The organism is Streptomyces sp. NPDC093510 (genome assembly GCF_040683555.1).
GTDB lineage: Bacteria > Actinomycetota > Actinomycetes > Streptomycetales > Streptomycetaceae > Streptomyces.
Genome location: NZ_JBFBEE010000054.1, coordinates 1 through 19,440 on the forward strand (window position 1 = coordinate 1; position 19,440 = coordinate 19,440).

Sequence of the window (19,440 nt, forward strand, 5' to 3'; positions counted from 1 at the left end):
ATGGGCTTCCTGCCGCCCGACGACAAGCGCGTCATCGGCACGATCGAGGCGATCCAGCGGGAGCTGTCCACGCCGGACGGCTTCATCCTGCGCTATCCGACGGCCGGCGACGACGAGGGCGTGGACGGTCTGGAGGGCGACGAGGGCGCGTTCCTCGCGTGCTCGTTCTGGATGGCCGACGACCTCGCGATGATCGGCCGCGTCGACGAGGCCCGCAAGCTCTTCGAGAAGCTCCTCGCGCTCCGCAACGACCTGGGACTCCTCGCCGAGGAGTGGGACTCGAAACTGCAGCGCCAGGTCGGCAACTTCCCGCAGGCCTTCAGCCACGTGCCGCTGATCGACACGGCGCTGCGGCTGACGGCGTCGGGGGCGTACGGGGGCTAGCGGCACCCCGGATGCTCACCGGACGGGTGCCCCGGTAGCGTCCGCGCCATGGACAGTCAGGGCACTCAGGGCGGCATCACCGTGCAGCGCGCGCTGGAACTTCCGGGGTTGCGCGGTGGGCTCCCGGAGGTCGTCGCGGGCGCGGAGCGGCTGCAGCGGACGGTGCGGTGGGTGCACGCGGGCGAGGTGCCCAACATGGCCTCACTGCTCAAGGGCGGCGAGCTGCTGCTCACCACGGGGCTCGGGCTCGGCGCCCGCCCGGCCGAACAGCGCGCCTTCGTGCGCAGGCTCGCCGAGCGCGGGATCGCGGCCCTCGTCGTCGAGCTGGGGCCGCGCTTCACCCGGCTGCCCGCGGCGATAGTGGAGACGGCGCGGGCGGCCGGCCTGCCGCTGGTGCAGCTGCACCGCGAGGTGCCGTTCGTGACGGTCACCGAAGAGGTGCACACCGAGATCGTCAACGGCCACTACGCGCTGCTCCAGCAGGCCGAGGAGGTCCACAGGCGCTGCACGCAGGCGCTGCTCGGCGGGGGCGGCACACCCCAGGTCCTCGCCATCCTCGCGGAGTTCAGCGGCAACCCGGTGTTCCTGGAGACGGCGGAGGGGCAGCTCCTGTACGCCGCGGGGGCGGGCACCGAGTGCGCGGATCCGCTCCAGGTGTGGGAGGGGCTGCGGGGCCGTGCCGTCGACCGTGAGGGCCCGCCCGCGAGCGCGGTCATCGTGGATGTGCCCGGCGGCGGCCCGGGCGCGGGCTCGGTGCGGGCCCGGCTCGTGCTGCTCGCCGTGGAGTCGGCGCCGCTGCCGGTGCACCGCATCGCGGCGGAGCGTGCGGCGAGCAGCCTCGCGGTGGTGCTGATGCAGGCCCGCCAGGAGGAGGAGCTCGCGGCGCGTGGCCGGGGTGACTTCCTCACCGATCTCGCGGAGGGGCGGATCACCGCCGAGGACGCCCCCGCGCAGGCCCGCGTCCTCGGCTTCCGGCCGGGTTCGGCCGACAGCCCGCTCCTTCCCGTGGTGATGCGGCTCGCGGACGGTCTGCCGGCCGGTGGCGGCTGGGCGGTGCTGGCGCGCGCGGTCGCGGAGGAGCTGGCGTCGGTGGGAGTTCCCGCGCTGCTGGGCGTACGTCCCGTCGAGGGCCGCGTGCCGTTGCTGCTCGGCCTGCGGTCGGAGTCGGAGCGGACGGCGGTGGCCGACCGGGTCGCCGCCGCGCTGCGGGCCGGTGTCGAGCGGGCCGGGATGCAGCGGCCCGGGGCGCAGCCGCCGGTCGTGGTGGTCGGGGTGGCGGGTGGCTGGGCGGCGGCGTCGGCGGGCCTGCGGCACGCGGCCGAGACGGCGACGGCCGCGCAGGGCCTGTCCGACCGCCCTTGGTACGACGCGCGGCGGCTCGACATCGACCTGCTGCTGTGGCGGCTGCGCCGCCATGACGAGGACGGGGTGCTCGCGGCGTTCGTGGACCGTGCGATCGGCCCGCTGCGCGCCCACGACCAGCGTTCGAAGCCACCGCTGCTGCCCACGCTGCAGACGTATCTGGCGCATGCGGGGCGCAAGGCGGAGACGGCGCGCGAGCTGCATCTGAACCGGCAGACCCTGTACAACCGCCTCGCTCGCATCAGCGAGTTGCTGGGCACCGATCTCGACGACCCGCAGACGGTGCTCGCGCTGAGCCTGGCGCTGCGGGCGCGCAGGCACGTGGCGTAGCGGGGCACGTCAGCTGTACGGCACGGGCTGTGTCAACTCGTCGTAGACGCTGAGGACTTGGGTGACCGTCTCGTCCTCGGTCGGCCAGGTCGCGGCCTGGGCCTCGCCCCTGTCCTTCAGCACCGCCCGGCGGACCGGGTCGGCGAGGAGGCGTACGACCGCGGAGGAGAGGGCCTGCGCGTCGCCGTACGCGACGAGTTCGGCGGCGTCGCCGACCAGTTCGGGGATGCCGCCGACCGCGGTCGCCACGAGCGGCACGCGCGCGTGGAGGGCCTCCTGGGCGAGCACGGAGCGGGACTCCCGACTGCTGGCCAGTACGGCGAGGTCGGCGGCCGCGAGGAGTTCGGGGACGTCGTCGCGCCGTCCGACGAGACGGGCGGGGAGCTGCTCGTCCTCGATGCGGCGCTGCAGGGCGGCCCGTTCGGTCCCCTCCCCCGCGATGACGAGGAGCGGCAGCGGGTCAAGGTGACGCCACGCGCGCGTGGCGTCAAGGAGTACGTCGTATCCGCGGTTCCGTTCGAGGGCGCCGACGGCCAGGATCAACGGGCGGTCCACGGCGCCGAGTTCGGCGCGGGCTTTGTGGAGGAGGCAGTCGGGCTCCTCCGCGGTGTCCGGGCGGCGCGGCGCGGGCAGCGCGATGGCCGCGAGGCGGGCGTCGCGCGCGCCCCTGCTGCGGGCCCGGTCGACGAGGTCGGACGAGGCGCCGAGGACCACGGCCGCCGCTCTGGCCACGCGCCGCTCCAGGAGGCGCAGTACACGGGCGCGGGCGCCCTCCGCGTGCGCGTGGGTGTGCCAGGTGACGACGAGCGGGGTGCGGCGTCCGGCCAGGGCGACGGCGGCGCGGAGGGCGGCGTGCAGTCCGTGGGCGTGCACGAGGTCGGCGTCGGCGCAGGCGGCCCGGAGAGCGGACACGGAGGCGGGGTCACCGCTGCGGGCGACGGGCACGTGCCGGGCGCCGGCTCCGGTGAAGTCGTAGGTGCGGGCGGCCTCCTCGGGGGCGCACACGGTGACCCGCACGCCCCTGGCGGCGAGACCCGCGGCCAGGGATCTGACGTGCGCGCTGCTGCCCGCGCTGCCGCCCCCGAGGACTTGAACGGTGTGCAGCGGCGTCTGTCCGTGCGGCGAGTGGCTGCTCACGTGGCTCACGCGGCCGGGGCTCCTGGGTCTGCGTCGGTCGGTGCTCGGACTGGTACTCGGGCAGATGCTGCGCCAAGGATGCCAGTACGTACGGGCGTTCCGGCACTGCCGAAAGGTCACTTCCGCGTTTGGACAGGCAACTCCGCGGGCGGTATCACCCACACGGGGGAGGGATGTTCAGAACGGACACGTGTGCGGACCGTGCTGAAAACGGTCGTAGATGCCGCGCAGCCAGGGCTCTCGGACAGCGGGCAGCCGCGCCGGCGTATCGAGGAACACCTGCCGGTCGGGCGCGAACAGCCGCATGGGGTGCGGCGGCAGCGGATCGTCGCGGCAGACGCCCTCGGGCATCCCTCCCGACACCGGGACGGGCAGCTGCGCACTTCCCCCTTCGCCGCGGTTGCCCCCTCGGGGTCAGCCGAGGCCCGCCCCAGCCACCTCGCCGACCGCGTCCCCGTACGCGGCCGCCGCCACCAGCGCCGCGGCGTGCAGGGCAAGGCCCGCGCGCCCGTTGCCCGCGACGACGGCGACACCGAGGGCCGCGCCCAGGGCGTGCGCGCCCGCGTCGCCGATCATCGCGCGCTCGCCGATGTCGTCAGGGAGCACAGCTGCCGCGGCCCCCATGGACGCGGCGGCGGCGACCGCGCCCGGCCCCTTGCGCAGCAGCCCCGGCGCGCCGAGCGCGAGCACAGCCGTACCGGCCCGCCCCGGACGCACGTCGACGAGGTTCACGAAGTGCGCGGCCCCGGCGATCACCACGCCCGCGAGGACCTTGTCCACGGGACGTTCCTTGAGCAGCGCCCCGGCGGCGAGCCCGGCCGCCGAGATGCCGAACAGCTTCACGGCACCGCTGGTGACCTCGCCGTTCCGCAGCGCCCCGAGGTGCGCGCGGAACCCGCGGCGCGGGTCTCCGGCTCCCGCCATGTCGTCGTACAGACCGCAGGCACCGGCGGCCAGCACGGCCACGGCGGCGGCCGCTCGCGGCCCGGCGGGCAGCGCGGTGGCCCCGGCCGCGGCACCGACGGCGGCAGCGGGCCCGGCGTACAGCTCGACGGTCTTTCCCGCGTAGTTCCTCCGCGTCCAGCGGGCGGTTCCGCCTGGCGCACGCGAGCGCAACGCGGCGGTTCCCGCGCGGGTGACGGCGGCAGCGGCGAGCAGGGCGCCGAGCCGTCGCCCGGACCTGGGTTCGATCATGAGATCAGCCTACGTCCACCCGCTCCCGGCCCTGCCCTTCACTCCGGGCTGCGCCGGTCACCCCGGGCTCCGCCGGTCGCCGCTCGCGCTACGCGTCACCCCTGGCCGTCGCCAACAGCTCCTCGGCGTGCGCACGGGCCGTCTCGGAGTCCTCCTGCCCCGCCAGCATCCGCGACAGCTCCCGCACCCGGTCCTCACCCTCCAGGACCTGGACCCCGGAGCGGGTCACCATCCCGTCGTTCGTCTTCTCGACGAGCAACTGGCGGTCGGCGAAGGCCGCCACCTGCGGGAGGTGCGTGACCACGACGACCTGCGCCGACTTGGCGAGCCGTGCGAGACGTCGGCCGATCTCGACCGCCGCCTTGCCGCCGACGCCCGCGTCGACCTCGTCGAAGAGGTACGTGGGGACCGGGTCCGTGCCCGCGAAGACCACCTCGACGGCGAGCATCACGCGCGACAGCTCACCGCCCGACGCGCCCTTGGCGATGGGCCGGGGCGGGGCGCCCGGGTGCGGGGCGAGGAGCAGCTCGACCTCGTCGACGCCCGCGGGGCCGTACGCGACCGTGCGGCCGCCGACCTCCACGCCGTCGGCGCCCTCGGGCACCTCCGTGCTGCTGATGGCGATCGACACGCGCGCGTGGGGCATCGCCAGCGAGGCGAGCTCCTCGGTGACGGCCGCGGCGAACCGCGACGCCGCCTCCTGCCGTGCGTCGGTCAACGCCTGGGCCAGCCCGGCGAGTTCGGCACGCAGCGCGTCCCGCTCGGCGGTCAGACCCTCCAACCGGTCGTCGTCGCCCTCCAGCTCGGTGAGGCGCGCCGCGCCCTCCTCAGCCCAGGCGAGCACGGCGTCGATGTCCGCGCCGTACTTCCGGGTGAGCTGTGTCAGCGCCGCCCTGCGCTCTTCGACCGCGGAGAGCCGCAGCGGGTCGGCGTCCAGGTCGTCGGCGTATCCGGCGAGCTCGCCCGCCACGTCGCCCAGCAGGATTCCGATCTCGCCGAGGCGGTCGGCCAGGGCGGACAGGGCGGGGTCGTGGGAGCGTACGGCTTCGAGGGCCCGTGAGGCGCCCGCCACCAGCGCCGTGGCGTCGATGCCCTCGGGGTCCTCGGGGTTACCCGCGAGCGCGGCGTGCGCGGACGTGGCGGCGGAGGCGAGGGCCTCCGCGTGGCCGAGCCGCTCGGCCTCGGCCGCGAGTTCGACGTCCTCACCCGCGCGCGGCTCCACCCCCGCGATCTCGTCGAGGCCGAAGCGGAGCAGATCCGCCTCCTGGGCACGCTCCCGCGCGCGCGTGGTGATCTCCTCGACCTCGGTGGTGACGGCCCGCAGTCTGCGGTAGGCGGCCGTGTACTTGGCGAGCGGCACGGCGACCGCGTCGCCCGCGTACCGGTCGAGGGCGCCACGCTGGCGCGCGGGCTTGAGCAGGCCCTGCTGGTCGGTCTGGCCGTGCACGGCGACGAGGTCGTCGGCGAGTTCGGAGAGCAGACCGACCGGCACCGAGCGCCCGCCGAGGTGTGCCCGCGAGCGCCCTTCCGCCGAGACGGTACGGCTGATCAGCAGCGCCCCGTCGTCGAGTTCGGCCCCGGCCTCCTCGGCGCGCACCACCGCCGAGGCGTCGGCGGGCACGGTGATGCGCCCCTCCACCACCGCCGACTTCGCGCCGATCCGCACCAGGGCGGGATCGGCGCGGCCGCCGAGCAGCAGGCCAAGGCTGGTGACCACCATCGTCTTGCCCGCACCGGTCTCACCCGTCACGGCGGTGAAGCCCGGTGACAGCTCGACGACCGCGTCGTCGATGACTCCGAGCGACCGTATCCGCATCTCCTCCAACACGGACACGACCTTACGAGGTCGGAGGCCCGCTGTGCGACGGGCCCTCGCCTCCTTCCGCGAAGGCGCAGGTCGAGACGGCGCATCGGCGGCCGCCTTCACCCGCTGGGGTGGGGGTGGGGTTATCCCCCGCACGATCCACCGGCTCGCCGCATGGATCGCCCAGCCCGCCCGGCGAGACCATGATCCACATGGCAACAGGACTGGCACGGGCGGCACTGCGGGCGCACCGCCCGGCTTTCGTGGGCACGGCCGTGGCCGCGCTCTTCGCGGCGACCGTGGTGAGCGCGTCGACGATGATGCTCGGCACGACGAGCACCGACCGCGACGGGCTCTCCGCCCCCGCCCGCAGACAGATCACGGAGAACGGCGTGGGCGACATGGCGGTCGTCCTCCTGATCGGTTCCATCTACATGTCGATTTTCGTGGTCGTCTCGACGATGGGCACGGCCGTCGCGCAGCAGCACCGCGAGCTCGCGATGGTCCGCTCCATCGGTGCCAGGCCCCGCCAGGTCCGCCGCGCGGTGGCCGTCCAGGCCCTCGCCGCATCGGTGCCCGCCGCGCTCGCCGGCTTCGTGCTCGGCGGCTTCGGGGCCCGCTGGTGGCACGCCGGCATGGTCGACCACGGGCTGCTCCCGGCCGAGGCCGGCTTCCGCTTCAGCTGGCTCGCCCTGCCGGTGTGCGTCGGCGTGGCCGTCGTGACGACGACCGTCGCCGCGCTGCTGTCCGCGCTGCGGTTCTCGCTGCTCCGCCCGGCCCGCGCCCTGAGCGAGGCGGCCACGGGACGCCGCGGGCTCGGCATCCTGCGGGCGCCGCTCGGCGTGCTCGCGGTGGCGGGGGCGTGCTTCGTCTCCGTACTCCTGTCGAAGCAGCCCGCGGACGAGGCGAGCGAGGGCGCCTTCCTCGTCCTCATCCTCTTCTGCGCCGGCGCCGGACTGCTCGGACCGCGCATCATCGGACCCGCGGCCTGGCTGGTCTCGGCGGCCCTCGGCCGGTTCGGCCCGAGCGCGCGCCTGGCGATGCTCAACGTCCGCTCGCAGCCCCGCCGCTTCTCCGCCGCGGTCGTCCCCCTCGTCCTGGTGGTGGGCTTCGGCCTCACCAAGATCGGCATGCACACGACGGCCCAGCACCACACCGGGTCGGCGGGCAGCCCGGGGGAGGTCTGGCTCGACTACGTGGGAACGGGCCTGTACGCGGGCTTCGCCGCCATCGCGGCGGCGAACACCCTCGCCATGATCTCGTTCGAGCGCCGCCGCGACGTGGCGCTGCTGCGGGTCGTCGGCAGCCGACGGGCCCAGGTGGGTGCCATGGCGGCCTGGGAGGCGGTGGTCGTCGCCGGCACGGCGCTGCTGCTCGGCGGCGCGATCGCGCTCGGCACGCTGGCCCCGATCCTCAGCACGGCCTTCGGCTCGGCGCTGCCGTACCTGCCGTGGCCCGTCCCGACGGGCCTGGCGGCGGGCACGCTGCTCCTCACCCTGCTGGCGACGGGCGTTCCGGTACACGCGGCCGTACGGAGGCGGGCGATCTCCGTGATCAGCGCAACGTAGAAATCGAGGGCTCCGTGGGCGCCCCTTCAGGGGCGCGGGGAACTGCGCGACCAGCCACCAACGACCCGCACAGCACCACGCACCCCCACCGCCCCCGGGCAGAGCCCTAGTGCGGCGCCCCGCGCCACCCCGCCACAGGCAGCGCGAACTTGGCGACAAGCCGATCCGTGAACGACGCATGGTGCAACCGAGCAAGCCGCACCGGCACTTCCCCCCTGCGCACCTCCACCCGCGCCCCGGAGGGCAGCTCCAGCGTCCGGCGCCCATCGCACCACAGCACGCCGTGCGGTGTGTCCGGCTGCACCTCGACGGCGAGCACCGAGTCCGGCGAGGTCACAAGGGGCTTGGCGAACAGGGCGTGCGCGCTGATCGGCACCATGAGCAGCGCCTCCACCTCGGGCCACACCACGGGCCCGCCCGCCGAGAACGCGTACGCCGTCGACCCGGTCGGCGTGGCGCAGACGATGCCGTCGCAGCCGAAGCCGGTGACGGGCCGCCCGTCGATCTCCAGGACGACTTCGAGCATCCGCTCGGGCGACACCTTCTGCACGGCGGCCTCGTTCAGCGCCCAGTCCCGGTGGACGACGTCACCGTTGCGGTGCACGAGGACGTCGATCGTCATGCGCTCCTCGACCTCGTACGCCCTGGTGACCACCCGGTCGACGACCTTGTCGAGGTCGTCACGCTCGGCCTCAGCGAGGAAGCCCACGCGCCCGAGGTTCACCCCGAGCATCGGCACCCCGGAGGCCCGCGCGAACTCGGCGCCCCGCAGCAGCGTCCCGTCCCCGCCGAGGACGACGATGAGCTCGCAGTCGTCGATGCACTCGGCCGTGGCCTCCTCCACCGTCTGGACGGCGGCGGGCAGCGTCAGGTCCACAGCTTCCGCCTCCAGGACCCGCACGCCGATGCCGCTGCGCAGCAGCCCTTGCACGACGAGTTCGGCACTGCGGATGGCCGCGGGCCGTCCGGTGTGCGCGAGCAGGAAGACGGTACGAGCTCGGGTCTGGGTCACTCGGGTCTGGGTCAACGGGGCCCCTCCGCCACAGCACGGTCAACGTCCGCCGGGTCCAGCTCATCGGCACCGGCGCGCAGCCACAGAAAGTACTCGACGTTCCCGGAGGGTCCCGGCAGCGGGCTCGCGGTGACTCCGCGCACCCCGAGGCCGAGCCCCCATGCCTGCCGTGCGACGCCGCGCACGGCGTCGGCCCGCAGTTCGGCGCTGCGCACCACGCCGCCACTGCCGAGCCGTTCCTTGCCGACCTCGAACTGCGGCTTGACCATGAGGACGAGGTCCGCGTCGGGTGCCGCGCACCGCGCCAGGGCGGGCAGCACGAGGCCGAGCGGGATGAAGGAGAGGTCCCCGACGACGATGTCGACGGGGGTTCCGTCGATCGCTTCGAGCGTCAGCTCGCGTACGTTCGTGCGGTCCTTCACGGTGACCCGGTCGTCGCTCTGCAGCGACCAGGCGAGCTGGCCGTAGCCGACGTCGACGGCGACGACGTGCGCGGCGCCCGCGCGCAGCAGCACGTCGGTGAAGCCGCCGGTGGACGCGCCCGCGTCCAGCGCCCGCCGCCCTTCGACGACCAGCCCTTGCGGCACGAAGGCGGCGAGGGCGCCCGCGAGTTTGTGCCCGCCGCGCGAGACGTAGCCGGGGTCGCTGTCGTCCTGCGAGACCACGATCGCGGCGGCCCTCTCGACCTGGGTCGCCGCCTTGGTCGCGACGGTCTTGCCGACCGCGACCCGGCCTGCGGCGATCAGCTGGCTCGCGTGCTCGCGCGAGCGCGCGAGCTTCCTGCGGACGAGCTCGGCGTCGAGGCGGCTTCGTGCCACTCCTGCCACGTTCGGTTCAGCTCCTGTCGTACGAAGATCGAGTTGCCGGTTCCCCGGCGGGGGCCGGCGGGCCGGGGCGTGCGTCGAGCGCGGTCAGCGCGTCGCGCAGGCCCCCGTGTACATCCTCGTACACCTCGATGTGGCCGTCCGTGGCGAGGTGGTCGGCGTCGCCGAGCCGGGCGAGAGAGGCGTCCACCTCGGCGTTGCCGGTGGGCGGGCGTTCGACGCCGAGGGGCGCGGGGGCGGCGGGGTCGTACGACGGCTCGTCCGGAACCTGGTGCTCCGGCTCCGCCGCCTCACCCTCTCCGGGGCCCGCGTGTGAGTCGCTCATGGCACGACGCTACCCCGAAGGGCTGGGATACCGTCGATCACGATGGCGACCATGGCGGAGTGCCGTACCGCACTCGACAGACTCTCCGACACTCTCGCGTCCGCGGACGGCGACGTGCGCAGTGCCGCTGCCCTGAACCGCTCGCTGAGCTGCCGCATCACCGATCTCGACGTCACCTTCACCGGACGTCTCGAGAACGGCCGGATCACGGTGCTCGACAGCCACCCGGGTCCACCGCGCGAGAAGGCGGAGATCCGCCTCGCGATGACGGGCGACGATCTGGTGTCGATGGTGGGCGGCGAGCTCAACTTCGCGAAGGCCTGGGCCTCGGGCCGGGTCAAGCTGGAAGCGGGCTTCCGGGACCTGCTGAAGCTCAGGTCGCTGCTGTAGCCGGGGCCCGCCGTCCGGTGCGGGCGGCCGGGATCACCAGCGGCGTCCCCGTCTCCGGGTCGTCGATGATCCGGCACTGAATCCCGAAGGCCTGCTCGACCAGCTCCGCCGTGACGATCTCGGAGGGCGGGCCCTCGGCGAGCACGGCGCCGTCGCGCAGCGCGATGAGGTGCGTGGCGTAGCGGGCGGCGTGGTTCAGGTCGTGCAGGACGGCGACGAGGGTGCGGCCCTGCTCCTCGTGGAGTTCGGCGCAGAGGTCGAGGACGTCGAGCTGGTGCTGGATGTCGAGGAAGGTCGTCGGCTCGTCGAGGAGCAGCAGCGGGGTCTGCTGGGCGAGCGCCATGGCGATCCAGACGCGCTGGCGCTGCCCGCCGGAGAGCTCGTCGACGTAGCGCTCGGCGAGTTCGCGCACGCCGGTCGACTCCATGGACTCGTCCACGATCCGCTCGTCCTCCTCCGACCACTGCCGCAGCAGCCCCTGGTGCGGGTAGCGGCCGCGGGCGACCAGGTCGCCGACGGTGATGCCGTCGGGCGCGATGGACGACTGCGGCAGCAGGCCGAGCGTCTTGGCGACCTTCTTCGCCGGCATCGACTGGATGACGTTGCCGTCGAGCAGCACCCGGCCGGTGGACGGCTTGAGCATCCGGGACAGGGCGCGCAGCAGCGTGGACTTGCCGCAGGCGTTGGGGCCCACGATGACGGTGAAGGAGTTGTCGGGGATCTCGACGGACAGCTTCTCCGCGATGACGCGCTGGTCGTAGCCGAGGGTGACGTCGTCGGCGATGAGCCGGTTCACAGCAGCACGCTCCTGCTTCTGGTTCATGGGCTGGTTCGAGTTCATGGCGGGTCCGAGGCGGGACTTCATATCCGTCCCGCCTTGCGCTGGGCGACGAGCAGCCACAACAGGTAGATGCCGCCGAGCACTCCGGTGACGACGCCGACGGGCAGCTGGTCGGCGCCGAAGGCCCGCTGAGAGGCCCAGTCCGCGACGATCAGGAGCGTGGCGCCCATGAACATGGCGGGCATCAGGTTGGGTCCCGGCGAGCGTGTGAGCCGGCGCGCCAGCTGCGGCGCGGTGAGCGCGACGAAGCTGACGGGGCCCGCGGCGGCGGTGGCGGCCGCGGTGAGCAGCACGGAGGCGGTGAGCAGCACGAAGCGGGTGCGTTCGACGGGGACGCCGAGCGAGTTCGCGACGTCGTCGCCCATCTCCAGCATCCGCAGGGGGCGTCCGTACACGAGCACGAGCGGTACGAGGACGGCGCAGAGCACGAGGAGCGGCCAGACCTGTTCCCAGTCGCGGCCGTTGAGGGAGCCGGTCATCCACACCACGGAACGGGCGGCGTCGACGAAGTCCGCCTTGGTGAGCAGATAGCCGTTGACGGCGGTGATGAACGCGGAGACGCCGATGCCGACCAGGACGAGGCGGTAGCCGTGCACGCCGCGCTTCCAGGCGAGCAGATAGATGGCGAGGCCGGTGACGAGACCGCCGACGAGCGCGCCGCCCGCGACCTCGGCCGCGCTGCCCTGGAACAGGACGATCATGGTGAGCGCACCGGCGGTCGACCCCTGCCCGAGACCGAGCACGTCGGGGCTGCCCAGCGGATTGCGGGCGATGGACTGGAACAGCGCGCCGCCGAGCCCGAGGGCCGCGCCCACCAGGAGCCCGACCAGGACCCGCGGCAGGCGCAGGTCGTTGATGATGAACTCCTGCCCGGCGTTGCCGTTGCCGAGCAGGGTGCGGATGACGTCGGCGGCGGGGATGGGGAAGTCGCCGGTGCCGATCAGGACGACGCCGGAGACGAGGGCGGCGGCCACGAGGAGGGTGACGACCACGGCCGTGCGGACGTCGAGCCGGACGGAGAGGCCGCCCCGGGTGCGTATCGCCTTCACAGCTGGGCCACCTTCCGACGGCGTACGAGGAAGACGAAGACCGGCGCGCCGATGACCGCGGTCACGATGCCCACCTGGAGCTCCGACGGCCGTGCCACGACTCGCCCGACGACGTCAGCGCCGAGCAGCAGGACCGGCGAGAGGACGGCCGCGTACGGCAGGATCCAGCGCATGTCGGGCCCGGTGAAGGAGCGCACGATGTGCGGCACCATCAGGCCGATGAAGACGATCGGTCCGCACGCGGCGGTCGCGGCCCCGCAGAGCAGGGTCGCCGCCGCCATGGCCAGGATGCGGGTGCGCGTGAGGTGGGCGCCGAGCGCGCGGGCGGTGTCGTCGCCCATGGCCATGGCGTTGAGCGGCCGGGCCAGGGTGAGGGCGAGCACGGTGCCGATCGCGAGGAAGGGCAGCACCTGCTCGATGGTGTCCATGTTGGCGGAGGCGAGTGAGCCGACCGTCCAGAAGCGCATCTTGTTCAGCGCGGCGCCATCCATGATCATGACGGCTTGCAGATAGCCGTAGAGCGCCGCGCTGAGGGCGGTGCCGGCCAGCGCGAGCCGCACCGGGGTCGCCCCGCGCGAGCCGCCGAGGATGTAGAGCAGTACGCCGACGGTCATCGCCCCCACGAACGCGAACCACACGTAGCCGCTCAGTGAGGTGACGCCGAAGAAGCTGATCGCGCTGACCACCGCGGCCGAGGCGCCGAGGTTGATGCCGAGCAGTCCGGGGTCGGCCAGCGGGTTGCGGGTGAGCGCCTGGAGGACGGCGCCGGAGAGACCGAGCGCGATCCCGGCGAGGACTCCGAGCAGACTGCGCGCGAGCCGCTCGCCGACCACGACGTCCGCGTACGTCCCCGTGTCGTGGAACAGCCCGTGCCAGACCTGGTCCATGGACATCGATTTGGCGCCGACCGCGATGCTGGCGAGGAAGACGAGCAGCAGGACGGCGACGGAGACGAGCAGCCCGACGCCGCGTATCGCGCGGCGTTCGGGCGGCGCGGGGGCGGTCTCCGCGCGGGGTTCTGGGGGACTGTCGACCAACACCGGGTTAGGTTAGCCTACCCTCGCACTCGACTTCGACGAGAGAAGCACCACCCATGCGCGTAGTCCCGGTCACCGAGCGGCTCGCCGCCGCCGTCGAGAAGTCGAAGAGGCTCAAGCGATGACAGACTCCCCCTACCAGCTCTTCGACGTCCGGGTCCTGCGCACCGAGCACATCACCCCGGCCATGATCCGCGTGACCTTCGGCGGCGAGGACCTGCCCCGCATGGCGGCCGGCGGCCCCGACCAGCGCATCAAGATCTTCCTGCCGCACCCCGGCCAGGACAGCCCGGTCATGCCGGACACCGGCTCCGGCGACACCGCCGACTGGTACGCCGACTGGTGCGCCCTCGACCCCTCGGTGCGGGGCATCATGCGCACGTACACGACCCGTCGGATGCGCCGCGACCCGGACGAGCTGGTCGTCGACTTCGCCGTCCACGGCCCGGCACCCTCGCCCGACGACGGCCCGGCGACCAGCTGGGCGCGGACCGCGCGGCCCGGCGCCCGCGTCAGCGTCCTCGGCCCGGTCGACGAGGAGAACGCGGCGTACGACTTCCGTCCGCCGCGGGACACCGACTGGCTCCTGCTGACCGCCGACGAGTCGGCGCTGCCCGCCGTCGCGAACATCCTGGAGAGGCTCCCCGCGGGCCTGCCGACCCGCGTCTGGGTCGAGGTCCACGACCTCGCCGACCGCCAGGACCTGCCCACCGAGGCCGACGCCGAGATCCACTGGCTCACCCGGGAGGGCGCGACCCCGGACGCGATCCGCGGGGCCGACCTCCCCGAGGGAACCCCGTACGCCTGGATCGCCGGCGAGTCGGCGACCGTCAAGGCCGTCCGCCGCCACCTCGTCGGCGAACGCGGCATCGACCGCAAGAAGGTGTCGTTCTCGGGCTACTGGCGCAAGGGAACGACCACGGACGACCTCATCGACAGCGGCGAAAGCGCCTGACCACACCCCGGACCGCGCCCGCCAGGACTCCCCTCCTGAGCGGGCGCTCCCCGTCCCCTGCCGGGCGGTGACCCACGCCCCGACGCGGACGCACAGCCGCGACGCGGACGCACAGCCCCAGCGCCGACACACAGCCCCGACACGGGACGCACAGCCCCGACGCCGACACACAGCCCCGACACGGGACGCACAGCCCCGGCCGGACTCACGACTCCAGCCGGACTCACAGCCCCAGCCGGGACAGCGCCTTCCCCGCGTCCAGCCCGCACACGCCGTCCCCCGCATCCGTCCAGGCCGCCGCGCACAGCGCCCGCAGCCCGTCCATGGCCTCGCCCTCGCCGTCCAGCACGAGCTCCTCGCCGCGCACCGAGGCGGTCCACCCGCCGCAGCCGAACCCACCGTCCGCCGGGGTGACGTCGGGCTGTCCGGTGAGCATCCCGCGCAGATCCGCGTCCACGTACGTCGGCCGGTGCTCGGGCGGCGCGGCGAGCAGCTGCGCGCCGTCCGTGACGCCGGTCAGCACGAGCAGCGAGTCCACCTCTCCGTTGAACGCCCCCTCGATGTCCGTGTCCAGCCGGTCTCCCACCACCAGCGGCCGCTCGGCGCCCGTGCGCAGGATCGTCTCCCGGTGCATCGGGGGCAGCGGCTTGCCCGCGACCCGCGGCTCGGCGCCCGTCGCGATCCGGACGACCTCGACGGCAGCGCCGTTCCCGGGCGCGATGCCACGGGCGCTCGGGATCGTCAGGTCCGTGTTCGACGCGAACCACGGCACCCCGCGCGCGATCGCGTAACAGGCCTCCGCGAAACGCCCCCACGTCATGTCCGGGCCCCCGTACCCCTGCACGACGGCCGCCGGGTCGTCATCGGCCGACTCGACCGGCTCCAGACCCCGCTCGCGCAGCGCGACCCGCAGCCCCTCACCGCCGATCACCAGCACCCGCGCCCCCTCGGGCACGTGCTCGCTGACCAGTCGGGCCGCCGCCTGCGCCGACGTGATGACGTCCGAGCCGTCGGTCGCGATCCCCAGCTCCGTCAGATGCTCCGCCACCGAGTCCGGCGTGCGCAGCGCGTTGTTCGTGACGTACGCGAGGTGCATGCCGCCGTCGCGCGCGGTGCCCAGCGATTCGACCGCGTGCACGATGGCCTGCCCGCCCGCGTACACCACCCCGTCGAGGTCGAGCAGAGCCGTGTCGTAGACCTCACTCAGCGCCCGGCCGCTGCCCTCCGGCCGTGTCCTGACGCTGTTCTCCGCGCTGCGGCCCGTGGTCTGGCTCATTGCACATCGCTCCTCTTTCGATCCCACTCCCCCGATCATCGCTCATGCCACTGACACACATACGATGCCCTAATGAACACAGTGGGTCACAACGACGTCAGCGGCCTCGATCTGGTCCCGTTCCGGGGCGTGCGCTATGTCCCCGAGCGGGTCGGCAGTCTCGCCGCGGTGACCTCACCCCCGTACGACGTGGTCGTACGGCCGGACGGCCTGCTCCACCTGGAGTCCGCCGACCCGCACAACATCGTCCGGCTGATCCTCCCGCAGGCCACCACGCCGGCCGCCCGCAACCGGCAGGCCGCGGACACCCTGCGCACCTGGCTCTCCGAGGGCATCCTCGCCCCCGACGACGAGCCCAGCCTGTACGTCTACGAACAGCGGGACCACGACATCCTGCAGCGCGGCGTCATCGGCGCGCTCCGCCTCTCCGAGGCCGCGGACGGCATCGTCCTGCCGCACGAGGGCGTCATGCCCCATGTGGTCGAGGACCGCGCCGCCCTGATGCGGGCGGCCTCCGCCAATCTGGAGCCGCTGCTCCTGACCTACCGCAGCGGCGACGACGACGGGCACGAGCCCCAAGGCGCGATGGCCGTCGTCGAACGCACCGCCCGGCGCGAACCCCTCCTGTCGACCACTACGGAGGACGGTTTCCACCACCGCCTGTGGTCCGTCACGGACCCCGCGGAGATCGCCGAGGTCCGGTCGGACCTCTCCCACCACCAGGCGCTGATCGCGGACGGCCACCACCGCTGGGCGACCAATCTGCGCCTGCGCGCCGAGCACCCCTCACCGAGCGCCTGGGACTTCGGCCTGGTCCTCCTGGTGGACACCGCCCGCTACCCGCTGCGCGTCCGCGCCATCCACCGCTACCTGCACCGGCTGCCGGTGTCCGACGCGCTGGCGGCCCTCGGGGACTCCTTCCGCATACGTACGGTCGGGGGCTCCCTCGACCACGCCCTCGAAGCCCTGGCCGAGACCGCTACGAAGGGCAACGCCTTCGTACTCGCCGGCGACGGCGCCTTCCACCTCGTCGACCACCCGTCCCAGGACCTCCTCGCGCGTACGATCCCGCACGATCGCCCGGAGGCCTGGCGCACCCTGGACGCGACGGTCCTGCACTCCACCCTGCTCGACCACGTGTGGCAGATCCCCGACACCCCGGAACACATCGCGTACATCCACGACACCGCGGCGACGGTCGAGAAGGCGGAGCGCGACGGCGGCACGGCGGTCCTGATGCACCCGGTCCGCGAAGAGGTGGTCCGCGACCTGGCCAGACAGGGCGTCACGATGCCCCGCAAGTCGACCTCCTTCGGCCCGAAGCCGGCGACGGGCCTGGTCCTGCGGGACCTCACCTTCTGACTCCCCCGCATACGCAAAAGGGCGGGCTCCCTCCAGGGGAGCCCGCCCTTTACTGCGTGTGTCAGTCCTTGTCGCGCCCGTCGACGTCAGCGTCGTCAGCGTCATCGAGATTGTCGCCCTCAGAAGCGACCGACTCAGCCGACTCAGCCGATTCAGCCGGCTCAACCGACTCAACCGACTCAACGGAGCCTTCGTCATCCCTGTCGTCGCCGTCGTCGCCCAGGGCGTCGACGAACTCGACGCCGTCCAGCTCGGCGAGCCGGTCAGAAGCGTCGGTGCTGCCGTCCTTGTCGGACTCGATGACCTTCGCGAACCACTCGCGCGCCTCGTCCTCGCGTCCGGCCGACAGCAGCGCGTCGGCATACGCGTACCGCAGCCGTGCCGTCCAGGGCTGCACGGAGTTCGACGCGAGCTCGGGGCTCTGCAGGGTCACGATGGCGGCGTCGATCTGGTCGAGGTCGCGTCGGGCTCCGGCGGCGACGAGCCGCATCTCGACCTGCCCGGCCTTGTCGAGCTTGTGCACCTCGGGGGCGCCGGCCATCTCCAGCGCCTTCTCGGGCCGGCCGAGCCCGCGCTCGCAGTCCGCCATGACGGGCCACAGCTCCACGCCGCCGGTCATCCGCCGGGCGGCCCGGAATTCGGCGAGCGCCTCGCTGTACTTCTGGTTCGCGTACGCGGCGAAGCCTGCGGCCTCACGCACGGCGGCGACCCTGGAGGCCAGCCGCAGGGCGATCCGCGAGTAGGCGTACGCCTGCTCGGGGTCCTCGTCGATGAGCTTGGCGACCATCACCAGGTTCTTGGCGACATCCTCAGCGAGCCCCTTGGGAAGGCTCTGCAGCTCCTGCTGTACGTCCTTGTCGATCTCGTAGCCCGTGACGTCCTCGGGAATCGGCAGCCGCCTGATGGGCTCACGGTCCCGGTCGTCACGCCCGCGATAGCCACCGCGGTCGCCGTCACGCCGGTCGTCCCTGCGATCGTCGCGCCCACGGAACCCACCGGGCCGCCCGCCACGGTCGTCACGACGGGGCCCATGCCCACGGTCGTCACGGCCGCGGTCATCGCGCCCGCGGTACCCGCCGCCACCGCGGCTGTCGTCCCGCCGGAACCCACCACGGTCGCCGTCACGCCGGTCGTCCCTGCGGTCGTCCCTGCGCTCGTACGGCCGGTCACCACGGTTGTCGTCGCGACGGAAGCCACCACGGTCACCGCGGTCGTTGTCACGGCGATCATCACGCCGGTCGTCCCGACGGTCATCGCGCCGGAAGGCAGGCCGGTCACCATCGCGCCGGTCATCACGCCGGAAGCTGCCACGGTCACGGTCATCACGACGCGGCCCACTGGGCCGATCGTCACGCCGGAACGGAGGACGCCCCCCACGCTCACCATCACGACGGTCATCCCGGCGATCGTCACGACCCCGGAAACCACCACCACGGTTGTCACCACCGCGACTGTCACCACGGCTGTCATCGCGACGGAAACCGCCACGGTCACCGCGGTCACCGCGGTCGTTGTCACGACGGTCATCACGCCGGTCGTCCCGACGCTCGTCGCGCCGGAAGGCAGGCCGGTCACCGTCACGCCGGTCATCACGGCGGAAGCTGCCACGGTCACGGTCATCACGACGCGGCCCACTGGGCCGATCGTCACGCCGGAACGGAGGACGCCCCCCACGGTTGTCACCACCGCGACTGTCACCACGGCTGTCATCGCGACGGAAACCGCCACGATCACCCCGGTCACCACGGTCGTTGTCACGACGGTCATCACGGCGGTCATCGCGCCGGAAGGCAGGCCGGTCACCGTCACGCCGGTCATCACGCCGGAAGCTGCCACGGTCACGGTCATCACGACGCGGCCCACTGGGCCGGTCATCACGCCGGAACGGAGGACGCCCCCCACGGTTGTCACCACCGCGGCTGTCACCACGGCTGTCATCGCGACGATCGTCCCGACCCCGGAAACCACCACCACGGTTGTCACCACCGCGACTGTCATCGCGACGGAAACCGCCACGGTCACCGCGGTCACCACGGTCGTTGTCACGACGGGGAGCCCCGCGGTATCCGCCCCGGTCACCACCGTCCCGGCTGCGCTGCTCGCGCTCCGGTCGCTCGTCGGGAGAGTTGGGGGACATCGGTGACTCCTAGTCTTCGGTACCGCAGTCATTCTCGCGCAGCCTGCAGGCCGGCGCGCTTCGACAAAAACAAAAGGACCCTTGGTCCCAGCGTGGACGCTGGGACCAAGGGTCCTCCAAAAATTGTTCGGCGGCGTCCTACTCTCCCACAGGGTCCCCCCTGCAGTACCATCGGCGCTTTGAGGCTTAGCTTCCGGGTTCGAAATGTAACCGGGCGTTTCCCTCACGCTATGACCACCGAAACCCTATGAAATATCCTACGGAAACGCAGGATCTCAAACAGGGCAGCGAACAAGCACACTCTTCAATTAAATAGTGACGCTGTTCAGCCGACACAACTGTTCGTTGTTTCAGAACAAACACAGTGGACGCGAGCAACTGAGGACAAGCCCTCGGCCTATTAGTACCAGTCACCTCCACCCGTTACCGGGCTTCCAGATCTGGCCTATCAAC

General features: G+C 72.9%; 19 protein-coding genes and 1 rRNA gene. 7 read left to right on the forward strand and 13 right to left on the reverse strand.

Annotated features, from left to right (window positions below; genetic code table 11):
* Positions 1 to 384, forward strand: a 384-nt coding sequence (locus tag AB0N81_RS41590) for a glycoside hydrolase family 15 protein (RefSeq protein ID WP_365368080.1), incomplete at its 5' end; no start/stop codon positions are given.
* 48 nt (positions 385 to 432) lie between these two features.
* Positions 433 to 2,076 (forward strand): PucR family transcriptional regulator, encoded by a 1,644-nt coding sequence (locus AB0N81_RS41595; protein WP_365368082.1) that lies wholly within the window; start codon positions 433 to 435, stop codon positions 2,074 to 2,076.
* A gap of 9 nt (positions 2,077 to 2,085) precedes the next feature.
* Here the strand turns inward: AB0N81_RS41595 and AB0N81_RS41600 are convergent, their stop codons facing one another.
* From AB0N81_RS41600 to recN, 4 genes are all read right to left on the reverse strand, one after another.
* The gene (locus tag AB0N81_RS41600; RefSeq protein WP_365368084.1) at positions 2,086 to 3,222 is read right to left on the reverse strand and encodes a glycosyltransferase family 4 protein; all 1,137 of its coding nucleotides are present in this window, start codon (positions 3,220 to 3,222) and stop codon (positions 2,086 to 2,088) included.
* A gap of 168 nt (positions 3,223 to 3,390) precedes the next feature.
* The gene (locus AB0N81_RS41605; protein ID WP_365368086.1) at positions 3,391 to 3,564 is read right to left on the reverse strand and encodes a hypothetical protein; all 174 of its coding nucleotides are present in this window, start codon (positions 3,562 to 3,564) and stop codon (positions 3,391 to 3,393) included.
* A gap of 63 nt (positions 3,565 to 3,627) precedes the next feature.
* Positions 3,628 to 4,407, reverse strand: a complete 780-nt coding sequence (locus tag AB0N81_RS41610) for a hypothetical protein (protein ID WP_365368087.1) — start codon at positions 4,405 to 4,407, stop codon at positions 3,628 to 3,630.
* A gap of 88 nt (positions 4,408 to 4,495) precedes the next feature.
* Positions 4,496 to 6,223, reverse strand: coding sequence for a DNA repair protein RecN (gene recN, locus AB0N81_RS41615; RefSeq protein ID WP_365368111.1), 1,728 nt, complete (start codon positions 6,221 to 6,223; stop codon positions 4,496 to 4,498).
* 200 nt (positions 6,224 to 6,423) lie between these two features.
* Here recN and AB0N81_RS41620 point away from each other — a divergent pair, with 200 nt between their 5' ends.
* Positions 6,424 to 7,779: an FtsX-like permease family protein gene (locus AB0N81_RS41620; RefSeq protein ID WP_365368089.1), complete on the forward strand. Its 1,356-nt coding sequence runs from the start codon at positions 6,424 to 6,426 to the stop codon at positions 7,777 to 7,779.
* A gap of 106 nt (positions 7,780 to 7,885) precedes the next feature.
* On the opposite strand, the gene AB0N81_RS41625 is transcribed toward AB0N81_RS41620, so the two are convergent.
* From AB0N81_RS41625 to AB0N81_RS41635, 3 genes are read right to left on the reverse strand one after another with little or no spacing between them, the layout of a single operon-like run.
* Positions 7,886 to 8,791 (reverse strand): NAD kinase, encoded by a 906-nt coding sequence (locus AB0N81_RS41625; RefSeq protein WP_365368091.1) that lies wholly within the window; start codon positions 8,789 to 8,791, stop codon positions 7,886 to 7,888.
* Between the two features lie 11 nt (positions 8,792 to 8,802).
* A complete protein-coding gene (locus tag AB0N81_RS41630) occupies positions 8,803 to 9,618 on the reverse strand; it encodes a TlyA family RNA methyltransferase (RefSeq protein WP_365368093.1) in 816 nt (271 codons plus the stop codon).
* Between the two features lie 7 nt (positions 9,619 to 9,625).
* Complete coding sequence (locus AB0N81_RS41635) at positions 9,626 to 9,940, reverse strand: hypothetical protein (protein WP_365368095.1); 315 nt, start codon at positions 9,938 to 9,940, stop codon at positions 9,626 to 9,628.
* Positions 9,941 to 9,982: 42 nt separating this feature from the next.
* Here AB0N81_RS41635 and AB0N81_RS41640 point away from each other — a divergent pair, with 42 nt between their 5' ends.
* The gene (locus AB0N81_RS41640; protein WP_365368097.1) at positions 9,983 to 10,330 is read left to right on the forward strand and encodes an alkyl sulfatase C-terminal domain-containing protein; all 348 of its coding nucleotides are present in this window, start codon (positions 9,983 to 9,985) and stop codon (positions 10,328 to 10,330) included.
* On the opposite strand, the gene AB0N81_RS41645 is transcribed toward AB0N81_RS41640, so the two are convergent.
* From AB0N81_RS41645 to AB0N81_RS41655, 3 genes are read right to left on the reverse strand one after another with little or no spacing between them, the layout of a single operon-like run.
* The gene (locus AB0N81_RS41645; protein WP_365368099.1) at positions 10,314 to 11,195 is read right to left on the reverse strand and encodes an ABC transporter ATP-binding protein; all 882 of its coding nucleotides are present in this window, start codon (positions 11,193 to 11,195) and stop codon (positions 10,314 to 10,316) included. The genes AB0N81_RS41640 and AB0N81_RS41645 overlap by 17 nt on opposite strands.
* Positions 11,192 to 12,220, reverse strand: a complete 1,029-nt coding sequence (locus AB0N81_RS41650) for an iron chelate uptake ABC transporter family permease subunit (RefSeq protein WP_365368101.1) — start codon at positions 12,218 to 12,220, stop codon at positions 11,192 to 11,194. Before AB0N81_RS41650 ends, AB0N81_RS41645 begins: the two co-directional genes overlap by 4 nt.
* A complete protein-coding gene (locus tag AB0N81_RS41655; RefSeq protein ID WP_365368103.1) occupies positions 12,217 to 13,260 on the reverse strand; it encodes an iron chelate uptake ABC transporter family permease subunit in 1,044 nt (347 codons plus the stop codon). The genes AB0N81_RS41650 and AB0N81_RS41655 overlap by 4 nt, the downstream gene beginning before the upstream one ends.
* A 118-nt stretch (positions 13,261 to 13,378) precedes the next feature.
* On the opposite strand from AB0N81_RS41655, the gene AB0N81_RS41660 reads away from it, so the two are divergent.
* The gene (locus AB0N81_RS41660) at positions 13,379 to 14,212 is read left to right on the forward strand and encodes a siderophore-interacting protein (protein WP_365368105.1); all 834 of its coding nucleotides are present in this window, start codon (positions 13,379 to 13,381) and stop codon (positions 14,210 to 14,212) included.
* Between the two features lie 223 nt (positions 14,213 to 14,435).
* On the opposite strand, the gene AB0N81_RS41665 is transcribed toward AB0N81_RS41660, so the two are convergent.
* On the reverse strand, positions 14,436 to 15,488 hold the full coding sequence (locus AB0N81_RS41665) for an HAD hydrolase-like protein (protein ID WP_365368107.1): 1,053 nt from the start codon (positions 15,486 to 15,488) through the stop codon (positions 14,436 to 14,438).
* A gap of 72 nt (positions 15,489 to 15,560) precedes the next feature.
* Here AB0N81_RS41665 and AB0N81_RS41670 point away from each other — a divergent pair, with 72 nt between their 5' ends.
* Positions 15,561 to 16,850 carry a DUF1015 domain-containing protein gene (locus AB0N81_RS41670; protein ID WP_365368109.1) on the forward strand — a complete coding sequence of 430 codons (1,290 nt, stop codon included), beginning with the start codon at positions 15,561 to 15,563 and terminating at the stop codon, positions 16,848 to 16,850.
* Between the two features lie 61 nt (positions 16,851 to 16,911).
* On the opposite strand, the gene AB0N81_RS41675 is transcribed toward AB0N81_RS41670, so the two are convergent.
* Positions 16,912 to 17,745 carry a hypothetical protein gene (locus AB0N81_RS41675; RefSeq protein WP_365368113.1) on the reverse strand — a complete coding sequence of 278 codons (834 nt, stop codon included), beginning with the start codon at positions 17,743 to 17,745 and terminating at the stop codon, positions 16,912 to 16,914.
* 135 nt (positions 17,746 to 17,880) lie between these two features.
* Between AB0N81_RS41675 and AB0N81_RS41680 the strand changes: the two genes are divergently transcribed.
* Positions 17,881 to 18,993 carry a hypothetical protein gene (locus AB0N81_RS41680; RefSeq protein ID WP_365368115.1) on the forward strand — a complete coding sequence of 371 codons (1,113 nt, stop codon included), beginning with the start codon at positions 17,881 to 17,883 and terminating at the stop codon, positions 18,991 to 18,993.
* A 119-nt stretch (positions 18,994 to 19,112) separates the two neighbouring features.
* Here the strand turns inward: AB0N81_RS41680 and rrf are convergent.
* Positions 19,113 to 19,229, reverse strand: a 5S ribosomal RNA gene (gene rrf, locus AB0N81_RS41685).
* Positions 19,230 to 19,440 lie beyond the last annotated feature (211 nt).

Bases quoted from the DNA above. Each gene is read 5' to 3' on its own strand.
- AB0N81_RS41595 (WP_365368082.1), top strand. From the start codon at position 433: ATGGACAGTCAGGGCACTCAGGGCGGCATCACCGTGCAGCGCGCGCTG.
- AB0N81_RS41605 (WP_365368086.1), bottom strand. From the start codon at position 3,564: ATGCCCGAGGGCGTCTGCCGCGACGATCCGCTGCCGCCGCACCCCATG.
- AB0N81_RS41610 (WP_365368087.1), bottom strand. From the start codon at position 4,407: ATGATCGAACCCAGGTCCGGGCGACGGCTCGGCGCCCTGCTCGCCGCT.
- recN (WP_365368111.1), bottom strand. From the start codon at position 6,223: ATGCGGATACGGTCGCTCGGAGTCATCGACGACGCGGTCGTCGAGCTG.
- AB0N81_RS41620 (WP_365368089.1), top strand. From the start codon at position 6,424: ATGGCAACAGGACTGGCACGGGCGGCACTGCGGGCGCACCGCCCGGCT.
- AB0N81_RS41635 (WP_365368095.1), bottom strand. From the start codon at position 9,940: ATGAGCGACTCACACGCGGGCCCCGGAGAGGGTGAGGCGGCGGAGCCG.
- AB0N81_RS41640 (WP_365368097.1), top strand. From the start codon at position 9,983: ATGGCGACCATGGCGGAGTGCCGTACCGCACTCGACAGACTCTCCGAC.
- AB0N81_RS41645 (WP_365368099.1), bottom strand. From the start codon at position 11,195: ATGAAGTCCCGCCTCGGACCCGCCATGAACTCGAACCAGCCCATGAAC.
- AB0N81_RS41660 (WP_365368105.1), top strand. From the start codon at position 13,379: ATGACAGACTCCCCCTACCAGCTCTTCGACGTCCGGGTCCTGCGCACC.
- AB0N81_RS41665 (WP_365368107.1), bottom strand. From the start codon at position 15,488: ATGAGCCAGACCACGGGCCGCAGCGCGGAGAACAGCGTCAGGACACGG.
- AB0N81_RS41670 (WP_365368109.1), top strand. From the start codon at position 15,561: ATGAACACAGTGGGTCACAACGACGTCAGCGGCCTCGATCTGGTCCCG.
- AB0N81_RS41680 (WP_365368115.1), top strand. From the start codon at position 17,881: ATGCCCACGGTCGTCACGGCCGCGGTCATCGCGCCCGCGGTACCCGCC.